We start from the raw sequence: 15,968 nt of genomic DNA, 5'->3' as shown, positions 1-15,968 counted from the left end.
GGTATCGCCGGCTTACAGGCAGAAACCGCAGGTTCCTCCACCGCATTACGCCCTCTTCTTCACCGCGAACAGCAGTGCGAAGGGTGCTGCTGCCAGCGAAATCCCCATCAGCAGATGGAAGCAGTCCACGTAGCACAGCATTTCCGCCTGGCGTCCCAGCTCGTGGTACATCGCGCCCAGTGCGCGCATCCCTGCCTGCGCCGGAGCGTCTCCACCGAGCGTGGTCAGGTGAGCACTCGTGCTCTGGACGGCATCGAGCGCGGGCAGAGACGTTGCCGTCACCTGCGCCGAGAGATAGCTGGCGTGCACCTGCGCGCGCCGCACCAGCATGGTGTTCACCACGGAAATGCCGATGGCCGAGCCGAGATTGCGCGAGAGCCCGTAGAGCGAGGCGGCCGCGTCGTTCTTGCCCGAGGCCAGCCGCGAAAACGCCAGCACGCTCAGCGGGGTGAGAAACAGTCCCACCGCCACGCTCTCCAGAATGCGCAGCCGCACGATCGTCGCGTAGTCGATGCCCAGCTCGATCCCGCTCAGCCGCCAGAAGGCGTAGCCCGTCAGCATCAGGCCGCCGAAGATCAGCGCCCGCGCATCCACGCGCTTCATCAGCCACGTCGTCAGCGGCAGAAAGAGCAGCAGCGAGAGCGATCCCGGCGAGAGCACCAGCCCGCTGTCTGTTGCCGTGTAGCCCAGCATGTCGTGCGTGAACTCCGGCAACAGCGCCGTGCTCGCGTAGCGCGCAAAGTAGGTCGAGAAGACGATCCCGTTGGCCAGCGCGAAGTTGCGATTCCTTAACATGTGCAGTTGCAGTACCGGAGCTTTGGCGCGGAACAGCTCGTGATACACGAGCCACGCCAGCGCCACAGCCGAGACGATGGCCGCTACCGTGATGGCCCGCGAGCCGAACCAGTCGAGCCGCTCGCCGCGATCGAGGACAAACTCCAGGCACCCGAGCCCGAGGGCAATGCCTGCAAGCCCGCTCCAGTCGGTATTTCGAGCTTGAGATTCGCAGTGTTCCGCGTGAGCCTGTGCTGCATGCGGCAGGTTCGCCTCCGGCTGCAAGGCGCGGTTGAGCAGGTACGCCGCAGCGCCGCAGGGCACATTCAGAAAGAAGATCCATCGCCAGCCCCAGTGATCGCTGAGCCAGCCACCTAGCACCGGTCCCAGCGTGGGAGCCAGCACGATCACCACCGAGTACAGCGTGAAGGCCGCGGCCAGCCGCTCCTTCGGAAACGTGTCGGCGAGGATGGCCTGCGTTGACGGCTGCAGTCCGCCGCCACCCAGGCCTTGAATGATGCGGAAGAGAATCAGCAGTCCCAGCGTCGGCGCCATGCCGCACAGCAGCGAGCTGGCCGTGAACATCGCCACCGACAGCAGGTAGAACCGCTTGCGTCCCAGCCGCCCGCTGAGCCATCCGCTCATCGGCAGCACCACGGCATTCGCAACCAGGTACGAGGTCAGCACCCAGATCGCTTCATCTTCGGATGCCGACAGGCTCCCCGCCATGTAGGGCAGCGCCACGTTCGCAATCGAGGTGTCCAGCACTTCCATGAATGGCGCCAGGATCACCGCTCCCGCAATCAGCCATAGCCGGTTTCCGCTCTCGACCGCCGCGCTCATATACTCAGCGTGAAGCGGCGGGATCACGCTATGAAGACAGAAGCTATCGATTTACGGACAGACGCCGATCTTGCCGCATGCCTGCGTGTGCGCCGTCCTGTCGCCGCGCTGGCCTTCGACTACGCTGCCGGCGAGCGCATTCCGGCGCACCAGCACACCAAGGCGCAGCTCATCTACGCCGTCGAAGGCTCCTTGATCGTCACCACCGCGGAAGGCCACTGGGCCCTGCTGCCCACGCGCGCCATCTGGGTTCCCGCGCACACCCGCCACATCACGCGCATGCGCGGCCCCGCCGGCACAAAGGTTCGCATGCGCACGGTCTTCTTCGACGATTCGGTGCGTCCGCCCGCCTCCACCTGCGCGGTCGTGCGCGTCTCGCCGCTGCTGCGCGAGCTCATCGTCGCGCTGTGCGATATCCAGCGGCAGGAGCCGCGCCTCTACCGCCCGCAGAGCCGCGCCGCACTCATCGCGCCGCTGCTCATCGCCGAGCTGCGCCTCTGGCAGGTGCTGCCGCTGCATCTGCCCTGGCCGCGCGAGCCGCGTCTTCGACGCATCTGCCACGCGCTGCAGCAGAGTCCATCGCTCCATGGCTCGATGGATCACTGGGCCGCGGGCGAATCCATCAGCAGCCGCACGCTCGCGCGCCTCTTCCGCGCCGAGCTGGGCATGAGCTTCGACGACTGGCGTTCGCAGCTCCTGCTGCTCGAAGCCCAGATCCGTCTCGCCCAGGGGCAGTCCTCGCAGCGCGTCGCCCGCGCTCTCGGCTACGCCAGCCCCGCGGCCTTCTCCGCCATGTTCCGCCGCGCGACCGGCCACTCGCCGGTCGAACATAAGAAGTCTCTCCATAGGGTGTAGGGGATAGGGTGTAGGGTGTAGGGTGTAGAAAAGCCTGGGTATCGGGTGCCCCACGTCTCGCGTTTGAGACGTGGGAAGAATGTCATTCATGGGGAAAAGGTACGCATGCCGATGCATTGGGGTATCCTGCAGCACGTGGAGTTCGAAGGCCCGGGCCTTCTGCTCGCCGAAATCGAGCGCCGGGGCTTTACCGCGCGCATGGTCCGTCTCGATCTCGAGCAGTCTCTCCCTGTCGTCGAAGACCTCGACGGCCTCATCGTCATGGGTGGCCCCATGGGCGTTTACGAGCAGGATCGCTACACGCACATCGCGCCAGAGATTGCCCTGCTCAAAGCGGTCATCGCCGCAGGCAAGCCTGTCCTCGGTGTCTGTCTCGGATCGCAGCTGCTCGCCGCCGCGCTTGGCGCCCGCGTCTATCCCGGCATCGACTCCGGCCTGCCGCAGGAGATCGGCTTCGGCTCCGTTGCGCTCACCGCCGAGGCTGCGCACGATCCTGTCTTTGCCGCTGCGTCCTCGCCATGGCCCGTCTTCCACTGGCATGGCGATACCTTCGACCTGCCTGCCGGAGCCACGCTGCTTGCCTCGTCGTCCGTCTATCCGCACCAGGCTTTCCGCTATGCGGCGAATGTCTACGGTCTGCAGTTCCACGTCGAGCCTTCGGCTGCAACGTGGGCAGACTGGCAGCCGCATCTCGCCGCGGAGCGCTATCCTTCCGCTGAGCAGCAGCAACTCCTCGAGAACACCGGCAAAGTCCTTATCCGCCGCCTCTTCGATGTCTTCAGCGCGACTTCGGGCAGCGCCCGGCCCGCAGCGCAGCCTGTCACACAGGAGTCTCTCGCATGATCCAGATCAAGCGCGCCTACCTGCCCGCCGAACCAGCTGACGGAGCCCGTTTCCTTGTCGACCGCCTCTGGCCACGCGGCATCAAAAAGGAAGACCTTCCTCTGCAGGAATGGCTCAAGGACGTGGCTCCCAGCAACGAGCTGCGCCACTGGTTCCACCATGATCCCGAGCGCTGGCCCGAGTTCCGCACCCGCTATCGCGCCGAGCTGGCAGAGCATCCCGAAACCTGGCAGCCGCTCCTAGAACTCGCCCGTCATCATACGGTCACGCTCGTCTATGCCGGGAAGGACCCGCTGCACAACAACGCCCTTGTGTTGCAGGAGTTCCTCGAGCACAAAATCTCCCCGCGCAAATCCTGATCCTGCCGATCGGCGGGTGTCCCACCTCTCATGCATCTCGAGATATGGGTTCGCAGGATCGACGGTAGCCCATGTTCTCTTCTCTTTGAGGGAGAGCAGAACCAGCCCTCGTCCCGCAGGATCAAGGATCGCGACCAACGGGAGCGGAGGCCGAAGGCGGGTCGCCCTGCGCGTAGCAGAGATTTGCATCCGGGAGGCTGTTCTGCGAATCTCCACGCTATGCACGGCATTCGAACCACACTCGTGAGCCTGTTTGTCCTGCTTCTGGCGATTGCGCTCCTGCGCCTGCTCCGCACCCAGCGGGAGCGTCGCGATCTCGACGCCCATTGCATTGAGCCGAAAGACCTTCACGCCCTGGTCGCGAGCGGCGCTTCCGTCTATCTCTACGACCTGCGCCAGCCCCTCGATCTTTTCATCGACGCTGAAACTATTCCCGGCTCGCGCCGCATCGCGCCGCACGAGATCCTCGCCGATCCGCAGCTCATCCCTGCCGATCAGGACGCCGTCGTCTACTGCACCTGCCCGGGTGAAGAGACCAGCCGCAAGATTGTTCAGCGCGCTCTTTCGATGGGCTTTACCCGTGTCCGTCTCCTGCGCGGAGGTCTCGCCGCCTGGAAGGCCGCCGGCTACCCCGTCGAGCCCTATCGCGGCCAGATCAGCCTCGAACCCGCAGAGCCCGCCAGCTAGAGCCTGCGGCCTCCGCTCCCGCCAGTCCGCCCTACGCCCGGCAGCGGGCTCGTATGATCAGAGCCAGCGGTACGATGCGCGTGTCGGCCACTACCGGATGCTGCGCGGCGACCTCTTCGCTGGCACTTGGCTCGATCATGGCTTCCAGCACCAATCCGGCTGAGACAACCATCTCCACCCACGCACCCAGCGTGTGATGAAAGACCGGCGTCTGGAAGGCCGCATCTTTCTGCCGCAGCTCCGCGGGCAGCGTCGAGAACCACCAGCGCTCCACCTCGCCGTCCGGATTGCGGAAGTAGTCGGCCACTTGCACGGCAAAGGCCTGCCCCTGTTCGTCGCGCAGCACCCTGCGTGAAGGTGGCACAAAGCACGGGTGCAGGATCGTGCATTGCAGAAAGCCTCCCGGCCGCAGCACGCGCCGCGCCTCCGCAAGCGCCCGCCCCGGTTCCGGCATATCCATCAGAGACATGAAGGCGGTGGCAAAGTCGAAGCTCCGGTCGGCGAAGGGCAGGGCCATGCCGTCGCCCTGGCGGTACTGGATGCCCAGCGGCTCAGCCCGCTCTGCCTCTTCGGCGTAGCGCACGAAGGTCGGAGCAATATCCACGCCCTGCATGCGGGCACCCAGCCGGGCCAGCGCCCGGGTGTTCGCGCCTTCGCCGCAGCCGATGTCCAGCCCCTGCAGCCCCGCCACCGGAGGCAGCGCCGCGAGGAATGCCGGCGTGTGCAGCGCATCGCGATAGACGTCGTATCCCGATCGCGTATGCCGCGACCAGGCATCCGCATTTGTCTCCCACGCCGCGGCTACCTCGTGCGCTGCCGCTTTCCGCTCCTTCATGGGCTGTCCTTTTCCGGGATGTTGCTCCCGTCCCATCCTATCCGGCGCAGTCATGTCGCCCTGCGCGCAGCAGTCCCGGGTGCGGTAACGTTGCCATGGGTTTTTAAACCAGTGCCGTCAGATTTTCCTTGAGTGGTCTGACCAAGAAGGTTTTACTAAAACCAAAAGGGAACTGAATTCTTCCCTGAAACTTCTCTTGGATGGACGATTCCGGCCCCTTTCCCCGCTTGACAACTGTTGTTTCTGCACCTGAGAATTCCGCCCATTCGCAGACAATCGTATCCGCGAAAGCCGAATTCAAAGGATGCCAGTCAAATGTTGCGCAACCGTACCTATAAACAAAAATTGGTAGGACCACTGGAAAAGATCGCCACCTGTGAGGTCGCGCCTTACTCCGTGCCGTCCCACCCGCGCCCCCGTCGCGCTACCGCCCTCCGCATCGCCGCGCTTCTTCTCTGCCTGGCGCTCTCCACCCTGGTTGCCACCGCTCAGGAATTCCGCGGCACCATCTCCGGCGCGGTCTCCGATCCCAAGGGCGCGGTCATAGCCAATGCCCAGGTCACGGCGACAGAAAACAGCACCGGCACCGCCACTCACGCCGTCAGCGGCAATGACGGCCAGTACGTCATTCCTTTCCTGCTGCCCGGCACCTATACCGTCACGGCAGGCGCCACCGGCTTCCAGGAGACGAAGCAGACCAATATCACCCTTGAAACCCAGGGTCATCCGGTCGTGAACCTCACCCTGCAGGTCGGCTCCGCCTCGGATACGGTGGTGGTCACCGCCGCGCCGCCGCAGCTCAACCTGACCAACGGCGCGGTCGGCCAGGTCATCTCCACCGATTCGGTCGCCTCGCTGCCGCTGAACGGCCGCACGCCGACCACCCTGGCCGAGCTCTCCGCCGGCGTCATCACCACCGCCGCGCCGGAGATCATGCATCCCTTCGACAACAACGCCGGCAACTCCTGGTCCATGGGCGGCACGCCCAACCAGGTTTCCGAGGTGCTGCTCGACGGCTCGCCCGATCTGACACTGCTCGGCGCGCTGGCCTATGCGCCTACGCAGGATTCGGTGGCTGAAATCTCCATCCGGCCCTTCGATACCGATGCCAGCTTCGGCCACACCATCGGCGGCGTCATCAACCAGGTCACCAAGAGCGGCACCAACAGCTTCCACGGCACGGCGTACGAGTTCGGCCAGATCTCCGGCATCGACGCCAACACCTACTTCGATGACCGCAACGACATCGCCACGCCGGTCTTCCACTTCAACCAGTACGGCCTCACCTTCGACGGTCCGGTGCGCATTCCCAAGCTCTATGACGGCCGCGACAAGCTCTTCTTCTTCTTCGCCTGGGAAGGCCTGAAGGACAGCACGCCGAGCACCCAGATCACCACCGTGCCCACCACCGCCGAGCGCGGCGGCGACTTCTCCGAGACCCTGGCCGGCGGTTGCAGCAGCAGCGGCTACACCGTGAATGCTAGCACCGGCGTGGCTACCTGCAACAGCACCGGCGCTACCGATGCCAACCAGCTCTACAATCCCTTCACCGCGGCGAGCTCGGGCAGCAACGTCACCCGCTCGGCGATCGCCAACAACCAGCTCACCACCGTCACCTCGACCTTCAACCCCATTGCGCTGAACTACCTCAAGCTCTTCCCCTCGCCGAATGCGGTCTCCGGCATCGGCGCCGACGGCCAGAACAACTACGTCAGCGAAGCGCCCAGCGTCGACGACTACAACAACGAGTTCGGTCGCCTGGACTACAACCTCAGCGCGAAGGACCACGTCTTCTTCGACTTCCGCCACAACTACCGCACGCAGCTCAAGAACGACTACTTCGGCAACGGCTCGACCGGCACCACGCTGCTGCGCGAAAACTTCGGCTCCACGCTCGACAACGTCTTCACGCTGAATCCGACCACCTTCATCGACACCCGCCTCAACTGGACCCGCTTCAACGAAGTGCACGGCACTCCGGCGCAGAAGTACAATCCCGAGGAGATGGGCTTCCCCAGCTCCATGAACAGCGCCAGCAAGCTTCTCCAGCTGCCTTACATCAACTTTGAGACCGGCGGCAGCTGCGGCAGCTTCACCAGCTACCAGTGCTTCGGCGACACCTCGTCGGCCATCGATCCGACCACCAGCTACCAGGTCTTTACCGACGTGGTGAAGGTGATCGGCAACCACACCCTCAAGGTCGGCTTCGACGGCCGCCAGTACCGGATGAGCGTCCAGAGCTACGGCGACTCCTCGGGCAGCTTCACCTTCGGCTCGAACTTCGTCACCTCCGGCACCACCGGCGCGACGCAGACCTTCGGCGGCGACATGGCCTCTTTCCTGTTCGGCCTGCCCAGCGCCGGCGAGTACGATCTCGAAGCCCGCGCCGACTATCACCAGTACTACATCGGCACCTTCGTGCAGGACGACTGGCACGTCAACAATCGCCTGACTCTCAACCTCGGCCTGCGCTTCGATATCGACACGCCCTTTGAAGAGAAGCTGAGCCGCACCGTCAACGGCTTCAACCCTTCGGCCACGGTCAACTACGCCGCCACGCCGAGCTTCAGCGGCGCCACCGAGACGGTCGACGGCGAGACCTACACCGTCTCCTCGATCAACACCGCCGGCGGCCTCACCTATCCCACCGGCAGCACCAACGGAGCCGTCTACAAGAACAACAGCGGTTTCTTCAGCCCGCGCTTCGGCTTCTCCTTCGCGGCCGATCCCAAGACCGTGGTCCGCGGCGGTTTCGGTATCTTCGTGCAGCCGGAGACGCTGGCCTCGCTCGCGGCAACCGGCACGTATTCCTCCACGCCGCTTTCCAACCAGGAAGGCTTCAGCGCCTCGACCTCGTACGTCGCATCGACCAACAACTACCTGACCTACGCGAACACGCTCAGCGCGCCCTTCCCGAGCGGCTTCAGCCAGCCGGTAGGCAGCTCCCAGGGTGCCAGCACCTTCCTTGGCCAGGCCGTCAGCTTCCTCGCGCCCTACCAGCACGATCCCTACTCCGAGCGCTGGAACTTCGATGTGCAGCGTTCGCTCACCAGCTCCACCATGATCGAGGCCATCTACGTCGGCAATCACTCGCTGCACCTGCCGGTCGCCGCGCACAACATCAACGCCATGCTGCCTGACTACCTCTCGTATGCGCCGTACCGCAACCAGGCGCTCTCGAGCGCGTACGGCAAGAGCGTGACCAATCCCTTCTACGAGACACTCGGCTCCACCAACACCACCACGCTCAACGATTCGAAGACCGTCTCCTTTTCCTCGCTGCTCTATCCGTATCCGCAGTTCTATAACTCCACGCTCAACGAAGAGAACATGACCATCGGCGAGTCCAACTTCCAGAGCGCCATCCTGCACATGGAGCAGCGCGCCGCGCACGGACTCACCCTCACCGGCAACTACAGCTTCTCCAAGCTGATCGAAGCCGATACCTTCCTCAACGACGAAGACACGCACCTTACCCGCCGTATCTCGCCCTTCGATCACACGCATCACTTCACCGTCGGCGGCACCTATGAGCTGCCCTTCGGCCGTGACAAGCGCTTCAACTTCGGCGGCAGCCATCTCTGGGATCTGGTGGCCGGCGGCTTCGTCATCAATTCCATCTACCAGTTCCAGACCGGCGCGCCGATCGAGTTCTCGGCCGACATCCCGCTCCAGCCGGGCGAGACGCTGCGCGACATCCACAACAGCACCCGCAACACCTCGCCGGTGGGTTCGGACAAGCCGGCACTCTCGACCAGCGTCTTCGTGACCGGCAACTCCACCAGCTGCCCCACGACCGGCTCCTGCAACGGCTCGGCGTACCTCAACGGCCAGTATGTGGATCACTACCGCACCCTGCCGCAGACCATGTCCTGGGTGCGCCAGGACGGCTTCAACAACCTCGATGCTTCGATCCTGAAGAACTTCAACTTCACCGAACGCACCTACTTCCAGCTGCGTTTCGAAACCTTCAACACGCTCAACCACCCGGTCTTCGCCGCGCCGTATGTTGCCAGCGCGACGTCGAGCAGCTTCGGCTACATCACCTCGGTGGCTTCCAGCAGCCAGCCCCGTCAGATCCAGATCGGAGGCCGCCTGGTCTTCTAGCCGGGTGTCCCACCCATGACCCGATGTTGGTCATGGTTGGGTCTCCGAAGAATCTTGAAGTAAGCCCGGATAAAAGAAAGCCGGGTGCCCCACATCTCGCGCCGTTCGAGATGTGGGATCGCAGGATTCTCGCTTCCGGAGTTCGTGCTTTCCCACATCTCAAAATCGAGATGTGGGGCACCCATATCCGTCTCCACAGCGAAGATCCCAAATCGCGACCAAAGGGAGCGGGTGCCGAAGGCAATTCGCCCTGCGCGAAGCAGCCGAAGGCAAAAGGCCTGGACGGCCAGTCCAGCGGGTAGTCTAAAAGGAAGATCATTTTCACGGAGACACCTTCGCCCGTGCGCCGCGCCGCCGCTCTTTTCTGTTTCCTCTGCTGCCTTTGCTTCTCGCTCGCTCCTGCTGCGCATGCTGATGCGCTCAAGCCGCGGGTCATCGTTTTCGTCCACGGCCTGCATGGCGATCGCGAGACCTGGCGCGCCGCGAACGGCGCTTACTGGCCGCAGCTCATCCAGACCGACCCGCACTTCCGCAATGCGGATGTGGTCGTCGCGCAGTACCCCACGCCCTCGAGCCATGGCCAGTACTCCACCCAGCAGCTCTCCGAGATCCTCTATCGCAGCCTGCAGGCGCAGCACGTCTTCGATCACCGCGAGGTCGTCTTTCTCGCGCACAGCCTCGGCGGCCTGCTCACCGAGGAGATGCTGCTCAACCATCCCGATGTCGCTGCGCGCACGCGCTTCCTCGTCTCCTACGCCACGCCGCACCAGGGCTCCTTCGTCGCCAGCCTGGCCAAGATCTACGACAGCGATCCGCTGCTTACCGACCTGAGCGACAGCAACGACAACAGCTTCCTCATGGATCTCGAGCAGAAGTGGCGCAGCACGCCGTCCGCCGTGCGCATCCATCGCTACTGCGCCTTTGAGACGCGCGACACCGCCGCGGGCGAGGGCATCGGCCGCTATCTCCACGCCCGCACCCGCGTGGTCAGCTTCTACAGCGCCACATATGGCTGCGATGTCGACACGCCGCCGCAGCAGATCGACGCCGACCACATCAACATCGTCAAGCCGGGCAGCCGTTCCGCTGATGCGTACACCTTCTTTGCGCGCGTGTATCACAACAACCCCATCCTCGATACGGTCGACTCCATCCGCGACAACAAGGTCTCCGGTCTCACTGTCGAGTGCAATAAGGTGAACATGGCAATCGATCTCCAGGTGCCCATCGCACTCGACCCCGCGCTGCACGAGCAGCTGCTCTGGGCCAGCGCCGAGTTCGTCGATACCGACAAGGTCCGCGACGACGCGCAGCCCACGGTCACGAAGACCGATCCCATGGGCATCGCGCACATCTCGTACTCGTTCAAGGGACAGGGCAAGAGCCTGCTCATCGTGGGCTGCCCCACCGGCCGCGCCTCGATCCTCGTTCACTTCCACATCCGCGGCCAGGTGCCATTAAACGAATAGCCGTGGGACAAGGGTGTAGGGGATAGGGTGCAGGGGATAGGGTGTAGGGTGTAGAAAACCCGGGTGCCCCACATCTCGTTCTGTTCGAGATGTGGGTTCGCAGGATTCTCGCTTCCGGGGTTCGTGCTTTCCCACATCTCAAAATCGAGATGTGGGGCACCCATATCCGTCTCCACCGCGAATATCCCGGATCGCGACCAAAGGGAGCGAGTGCCGAAGGCAAAAGGCCGCGCGGTTAGCGCCGTGACCAGCGGGAGCGGGTTCCGAAGGCGTGTCGCCCTGCGCGCAGCAGCCGAAGGCGGAAGACCTGGACGGTCAGTCCCGGAGCGATTGCATCGGATCGACGCGCGTGGCGCGCAGCGCCGGAAGGCTCATTGCGCACAGCGACACCGCAGCCAGCACCAGCGCGGAGACAAGGTAGATCGATGGATCGAAGGGATGGATCGGCACCATGGATCGCGCGGTGACGCGGGAAAACTCCCACGCCGCCGGAGCAGCCAGCACCACGCCGCCAACGAGCCCCGCCGCAATCTGGACCATGCCTCTGCCGATCACGCTGCGGAAGATCCGGCCGCGGCTGGCTCCGAGCACCACCTGGATGCCGAACTCGCGCGTGCGCCGCTGCACGACGAAGTTCAGCACCGCGAACAGCCCCGTCATCGCGAGCACGACTGCGACCGCGGCCATGGCCATGATGACCCGTGCCGAGGCGGCGATCTCGACCGCATCTTCTTCGAGAAAGTGTTCGATCGACTGCGGGATATCAGGCTGGGTAGGGTCGAGAGAACGAATCGCCTGGCGGATCGACTCGGCAATGGGAGCCGCATCGCCCACGAAGCGCGCATAAAGATTGCCCTGGATCGCATCCGCATTGCGCAGCGTGTAGACGCGCGGATCGTCAAGCGCGCCGAACCGCTCCGAGCGCACATCCTGCACCACTCCGACGATGGTGAGCGGGCGATTGTCCGCCATCACCACGATCTTTCCGACGGGATCGGCGTCGCCCCACATCGCCTGCGCGAAGGACCGCGTGACCACGGCGACCAGGGTGTTGCCGTGAGCCGGCACATCCTGCGCGGCAAACGCGCGTCCGCGCAACAGCGGAATGCCAAAGGTGGAAAAGAAGTTCGCCGAGACCTCATCGACACCGGTCTCGCGCCCTTGTCCCCTGGCCTGCCGCCCGGTGCGGATCTCCTGCTGCGGCGCGCTTTCAAAAAGAGGGACGCTGGTGTAGGCAATCGACTGCACGCCGGGAATGCGTGCGATGTGCTCATTCAGGGTGCGATAGAAGTTCAGCGCCGAGCTCTGCGTATACGGCGGAAGCTCGACGTCCAGCGGTACCGTCATGAGGCTTCGCATGGCAAAGCCCGGGTCGATGTTCGTGATCGTCGAAGGCAGCCGCAGGAAGAGCACGGCCGCTGCCAGCAGCACAAAGCTCATCGCAATCTGCGCGAAGATCAGGATGCTTGTGCTGCGGGAGCGCGCTGTCACGGAGCCTTCGCGGCCTTTGAGCGCCGTCACCAGGTCGAGGCGGAAAGACTCGGCCAGCGGCGCGATGGCCGATGCGACCGTCGCGACGAACACCAGCACGCCGAGATAAACAAAGACCCTCCAGTCCGGATGGATCGCCGGCAAAGCATTTCTCTCGAGCGGATCAATGGCGCCCATGATGATGTTGGGTAAGCGCGCCGCGAGAAAGATGCTGACCAGACCCGCCGCCGTGGCCACGAGGAAGCTCTCCACGGCCAGCATGCGCATCAGCCGCGCGCGGCCTGCGCCCAGCGCAAGGCGCACGGCCAGCTCGCCGCGCCGCATCAGAACGCGCGAGAGGAAGAGCATCGTGATATTCGTGCAGGCCAGCAGCAGAACCAGCGAGAGCGGGCCGAGGATCAGCACCATCATGCCGAACAGGATCGTCTTCACGGCCGGGGTGTCGATAAACGATCCGTTGGTCGCCGTGATCGAAGTTCTGCGCGTGTGCAGATGGCTCTGGTTGCCGTTGTAAAGACGATCCCTGCTCTGCAGGATGGTCTGCAGCTCCGCGGCTGCCGCGTTGCGCGTGTATCCGTTGTGCAGCCGCCCGACCACGGTGAGCCACGGCCATGGCTCGGTGAAGGAGCTGTTGCCGTGGTTAAACAGCGGCTGCAGCGTATAGGGAGCCCAGATGGTCGCCGGCAGATGATTCGTGTGATCCGCCGATGCGATGCCGATGACCGTCAGCGCCTGTCCGTTGATATGGATGACTCTGCCCACGATGTGAGGATCCGCATCGAAGTGTGCTCGCCACTGCGGTTCGCCCAGCACCACAACGCGCGCGCTCGTGCCGGGAGCGCATTCGGAAGCATCGAAGAACCGCCCCATCACCGGCTGCCCCACACCCATCACGCGCAGGTAGTTGCAGGTCACCAGCTGCATCGTGCTCTTCTGGTGTTCTTCCTCCAGGATGGCGGCGAGCGTCTCATACGCGGCCACATCGCTGAGCGAGTGCGTCTGTGCGCGGATCGCATCGAAGTCGTCGCTGTTGACCGCTGTCGAAAGCGACGCGCCTGTGAACCAGCCCTCGTAGCGCGGATACACCTGCACAAACGTCGACGGATGCTCCCGCGTCGGCGGTGCCAGCAGCATCAGGTTCAGAATGGTGAACACTGCCGTGTTCAGCCCGATGCCGATCGACAGCGCCAGCACGGCAATCAATGTCAGCAGAGGTGTGCGGCGTGCGGATCGGAGAGCGTAAAGCAGGTCTTGCCGGTCGATAACACGGGAGAGGAGCATCGGTGAACACCTCGCGGCCTATGAGGCACAAGCATCGCAGAATTTCGCGCCGATCAGCAACGGTCTTTTCTCGCGCAGTCTCGCAGTGGTGTTCGATTCCGGTCCATCGCGAAGGAAAGCTTGTTGATTACGGAAGAGATGCCATGGCTCGTGTGGAAGACTAACCTCGATCACGACCAGCGGGAGCGGGTGCCGAAGGCGAAGGGCCGGGTGCTCCACCCATGACGTGTGGTTGGTCATGGGGGGTCTCCGAAGACCTTCAAGGAAAGCCCGGATAAAAGAAAGACGGGTGCCCCACATCTCGTTCTATTCGAGATGTGGGTTCGCAGGATTCTCGCTTCCGGGGTTCGTGCTTTCCCACATCTCAAAATCGAGATGTGGGGCACCCATTCTCGTCTCCACCGCAAAGATCCCGGATCGCGACCAACGGGAGCGGAGGCCGAAGGCGAAGGGCCGCGCGGTTAGCGCCGCGACCAGCGGGAGCGAGTGCCGAAGGCAAAAGGCCGCGCGGTTAGCGCCGCGACCAGCGGGAGCGAGTGCCGAAGGCGATCCGCGCTGCGCGCAGCAGCCGAAGGCGAAAGGCCTGGACGGTCAGTCCCGTAGGCCGCGTACCGAGTTGCACAGGTATATCGCCTCGGCCCGCTCCAGATCCTCGCGCCGCAATACGCCTTCCTTAATACGGCCTTCTGCGAGCAGCTTGCGCCGGTACACGCCCGGCAGCAGACCGCATGCGAGCGGTGGCGTGATCCACTGGCCGTCGATCACTGCGATCACGTTGTGGATCGCGCCTTCGGTGATTTCGCCGCGTTCGTTGGTAAAGATCGCATCCGCACAGCCCGCCGCCAGCGCAGCCTGCAGCGCCTTGTCGTAGAGCGCGCGCCGCGTTGTTTTGTGGCGCAGAAAGCGATCCTGCGAGTCGGTCGTCTCGGGCCAGAAGAGCACGCTCACCGGGCCCGCATCGCCTACTGGCATCACGCTGGAGCTCCAGGTGGCGTGGCCTTCGCGGTCGAGCAGCAGCCGCACGCGCATGCGTTTGCCGCCTGCATCCCGTCGCGCCTCTTCAAGCACCGCCTTCACGTGCGACTCATCGAAACGCAGGAAGAAATACTCTGCCGACTCCGCCATGCGCTCCAGGTGTTCCGCGAGCAGCGTGTAGGTGCCGTCCTCGAGCAGCAGCGTCTCGATCAGCGAGAAATCCGTCTCCGCATCGCGCGTCAGGAAGGCCAGCTTGGTCCGGCATTCGGCATATTCCAGATTTGCAACCGAGTCGGTGACAATTCCCGATCCCACGCCCATGCGTGCCTCGCGGTTGTGCAGGCTGAGGGTGCGGATGGCCACGTTGAACTCCGCCTCGCCGTGCGGTGCGATATATCCGATCGCGCCCGTATAGACGCCGCGCGGCCGCCCTTCGATCTCGCTGAGCCGCCGCATGGTCTGCACCTTTGGCGCGCCCACGATGGAGCCTGAAGGAAAGAGCGCCGCAAAGATCTCCGCATAACCCACGCCCTCGCGCAGCTGTCCTTCGATGGTCGAGGTCATCTGCAGCACGGTCGGATAGCGCTCGACCGCGAACAGCTCGGTTACCTGCACCGATCCCATGCGGCATACGCGCCCCAGATCGTTGCGCAGCAGGTCTACGATCATCACGTTCTCGGCGCGATTCTTTTCATCCGCCACGAGCCACGCTGCCTGCGCCCGCGCCTCTGCCATGTCGAAGCCGGGATCGGCCGTGCCCTTCATCGGCTTCGTCACCATGCGCCCGCCCTCGCGCCGGAAGAAGAGCTCCGGCGAGAAGGACAGCACGTGCCAGTCCTCGCGGGGACGCAGCATCGCCGCATAGGCCACGGGCTGCGCCTGCAGCAGCCGCGCATACATCGCAGCCGCGGACTCCTCGCTGCGCCAGCGCGCGTCCAGGGTGAGATTGGCCTGGTAGGTTTCGCCTGCTGCGATCAGCGCCTGCACTGCATCCACGCGCCGCGCATACTCCGCTTCCTCGAGCGACAACAGCGGGTGCCCCATGTCTCGCACCTGAGACATGGGAGCTGCACACTCTACCGTGTCTTGCTCCACGCCCGCATAGCAGCCAAGCCACAGCAGAGGCTCGCCCGCAGGAGGCATCATGGGTAGATCACGCAGCTTCGGCTCGAGCGCAAGCCCGGCCTCATAGCCGAGGAAGCCGGCCACATGCAGGCCTTCGTTCAAAGCTGTATCGATGGCCGCGAGCGCCGCGTGCACCTCATCCGGCTGCCATGCCTCGATCACCCGCACCGGCCTGCGGAAGATCAGCCGTCGTCCTCGATTGCCACGCACTGGAGCCCGCTCCAGCACGACCGTTCCCACATCCACACCGCACCACCAGGCTCTGAGATTGCAGCCGCATCTACAAGGCTAAGTCATGGATGCAGCACAAAGAAAACCGGCAGC

At 64.1% G+C, this 15,968-nt stretch carries 10 protein-coding genes; 6 read left to right on the top strand and 4 right to left on the bottom strand.

The features are described 5' to 3' along the window. Positions 1 to 45: 45 nt before the first annotated feature. Positions 46 to 1,617: a DHA2 family efflux MFS transporter permease subunit gene (locus ESZ00_RS17710; RefSeq protein ID WP_129209723.1), complete on the bottom strand. Its 1,572-nt coding sequence runs from the start codon at positions 1,615 to 1,617 to the stop codon at positions 46 to 48. A 30-nt stretch (positions 1,618 to 1,647) separates the two neighbouring features. Between ESZ00_RS17710 and ESZ00_RS17705 the strand changes: the two genes are divergently transcribed. From ESZ00_RS17705 to ESZ00_RS17690, 4 genes are all read left to right on the top strand, one after another. Beyond that, positions 1,648 to 2,472 (top strand): AraC family transcriptional regulator, encoded by an 825-nt coding sequence (locus tag ESZ00_RS17705; RefSeq protein WP_129209722.1) that lies wholly within the window; start codon positions 1,648 to 1,650, stop codon positions 2,470 to 2,472. Between the two features lie 105 nt (positions 2,473 to 2,577). Then, entirely contained in the window at positions 2,578 to 3,315 is a 738-nt protein-coding gene (locus ESZ00_RS17700; RefSeq protein WP_129209721.1) for a type 1 glutamine amidotransferase, read from the top strand. Continuing rightward, positions 3,312 to 3,674: a DUF488 domain-containing protein gene (locus tag ESZ00_RS17695; protein ID WP_129209720.1), complete on the top strand. Its 363-nt coding sequence runs from the start codon at positions 3,312 to 3,314 to the stop codon at positions 3,672 to 3,674. Before ESZ00_RS17700 ends, ESZ00_RS17695 begins: the two co-directional genes overlap by 4 nt. A gap of 243 nt (positions 3,675 to 3,917) precedes the next feature. Beyond that, positions 3,918 to 4,361 (top strand): rhodanese-like domain-containing protein, encoded by a 444-nt coding sequence (locus ESZ00_RS17690; RefSeq protein ID WP_164981601.1) that lies wholly within the window; start codon positions 3,918 to 3,920, stop codon positions 4,359 to 4,361. A gap of 31 nt (positions 4,362 to 4,392) precedes the next feature. On the opposite strand, the gene ESZ00_RS17685 is transcribed toward ESZ00_RS17690, so the two are convergent. After that, positions 4,393 to 5,196: a class I SAM-dependent methyltransferase gene (locus tag ESZ00_RS17685; protein WP_129209718.1), complete on the bottom strand. Its 804-nt coding sequence runs from the start codon at positions 5,194 to 5,196 to the stop codon at positions 4,393 to 4,395. A gap of 315 nt (positions 5,197 to 5,511) precedes the next feature. Between ESZ00_RS17685 and ESZ00_RS17680 the strand changes: the two genes are divergently transcribed. Further along, complete coding sequence (locus tag ESZ00_RS17680) at positions 5,512 to 9,303, top strand: TonB-dependent receptor (RefSeq protein WP_129209717.1); 3,792 nt, start codon at positions 5,512 to 5,514, stop codon at positions 9,301 to 9,303. A 341-nt stretch (positions 9,304 to 9,644) separates the two neighbouring features. Next, on the top strand, positions 9,645 to 10,772 hold the full coding sequence (locus ESZ00_RS17675; RefSeq protein ID WP_164981600.1) for an esterase/lipase family protein: 1,128 nt from the start codon (positions 9,645 to 9,647) through the stop codon (positions 10,770 to 10,772). Between the two features lie 315 nt (positions 10,773 to 11,087). On the opposite strand, the gene ESZ00_RS17670 is transcribed toward ESZ00_RS17675, so the two are convergent. Both ESZ00_RS17670 and pabB read right to left on the bottom strand, forming a co-directional pair. Then, positions 11,088 to 13,544, bottom strand: coding sequence for an ABC transporter permease (locus ESZ00_RS17670; RefSeq protein ID WP_129209715.1), 2,457 nt, complete (start codon positions 13,542 to 13,544; stop codon positions 11,088 to 11,090). 591 nt (positions 13,545 to 14,135) lie between these two features. Then, positions 14,136 to 15,854 (bottom strand): aminodeoxychorismate synthase component I, encoded by a 1,719-nt coding sequence (pabB, locus tag ESZ00_RS17665; RefSeq protein ID WP_164981599.1) that lies wholly within the window; start codon positions 15,852 to 15,854, stop codon positions 14,136 to 14,138. Positions 15,855 to 15,968: the final 114 nt, after the last annotated feature.

It is taken from the genome of Silvibacterium dinghuense (assembly GCF_004123295.1).
Lineage (GTDB): Bacteria > Acidobacteriota > Terriglobia > Terriglobales > Acidobacteriaceae > Silvibacterium > Silvibacterium dinghuense.
Note: the sequence above shows the minus strand (reverse complement) of the source record. Positions and strands in the feature narration are given on the sequence as shown.

Bases quoted from the DNA above. Each gene is read 5' to 3' on its own strand.
- ESZ00_RS17710 (WP_129209723.1), bottom strand. From the start codon at position 1,617: ATGAGCGCGGCGGTCGAGAGCGGAAACCGGCTATGGCTGATTGCGGGA.
- ESZ00_RS17705 (WP_129209722.1), top strand. From the start codon at position 1,648: ATGAAGACAGAAGCTATCGATTTACGGACAGACGCCGATCTTGCCGCA.
- ESZ00_RS17700 (WP_129209721.1), top strand. From the start codon at position 2,578: ATGCCGATGCATTGGGGTATCCTGCAGCACGTGGAGTTCGAAGGCCCG.
- ESZ00_RS17695 (WP_129209720.1), top strand. From the start codon at position 3,312: ATGATCCAGATCAAGCGCGCCTACCTGCCCGCCGAACCAGCTGACGGA.
- ESZ00_RS17685 (WP_129209718.1), bottom strand. From the start codon at position 5,196: ATGAAGGAGCGGAAAGCGGCAGCGCACGAGGTAGCCGCGGCGTGGGAG.
- ESZ00_RS17680 (WP_129209717.1), top strand. From the start codon at position 5,512: ATGTTGCGCAACCGTACCTATAAACAAAAATTGGTAGGACCACTGGAA.
- ESZ00_RS17670 (WP_129209715.1), bottom strand. From the start codon at position 13,544: ATGCTCCTCTCCCGTGTTATCGACCGGCAAGACCTGCTTTACGCTCTC.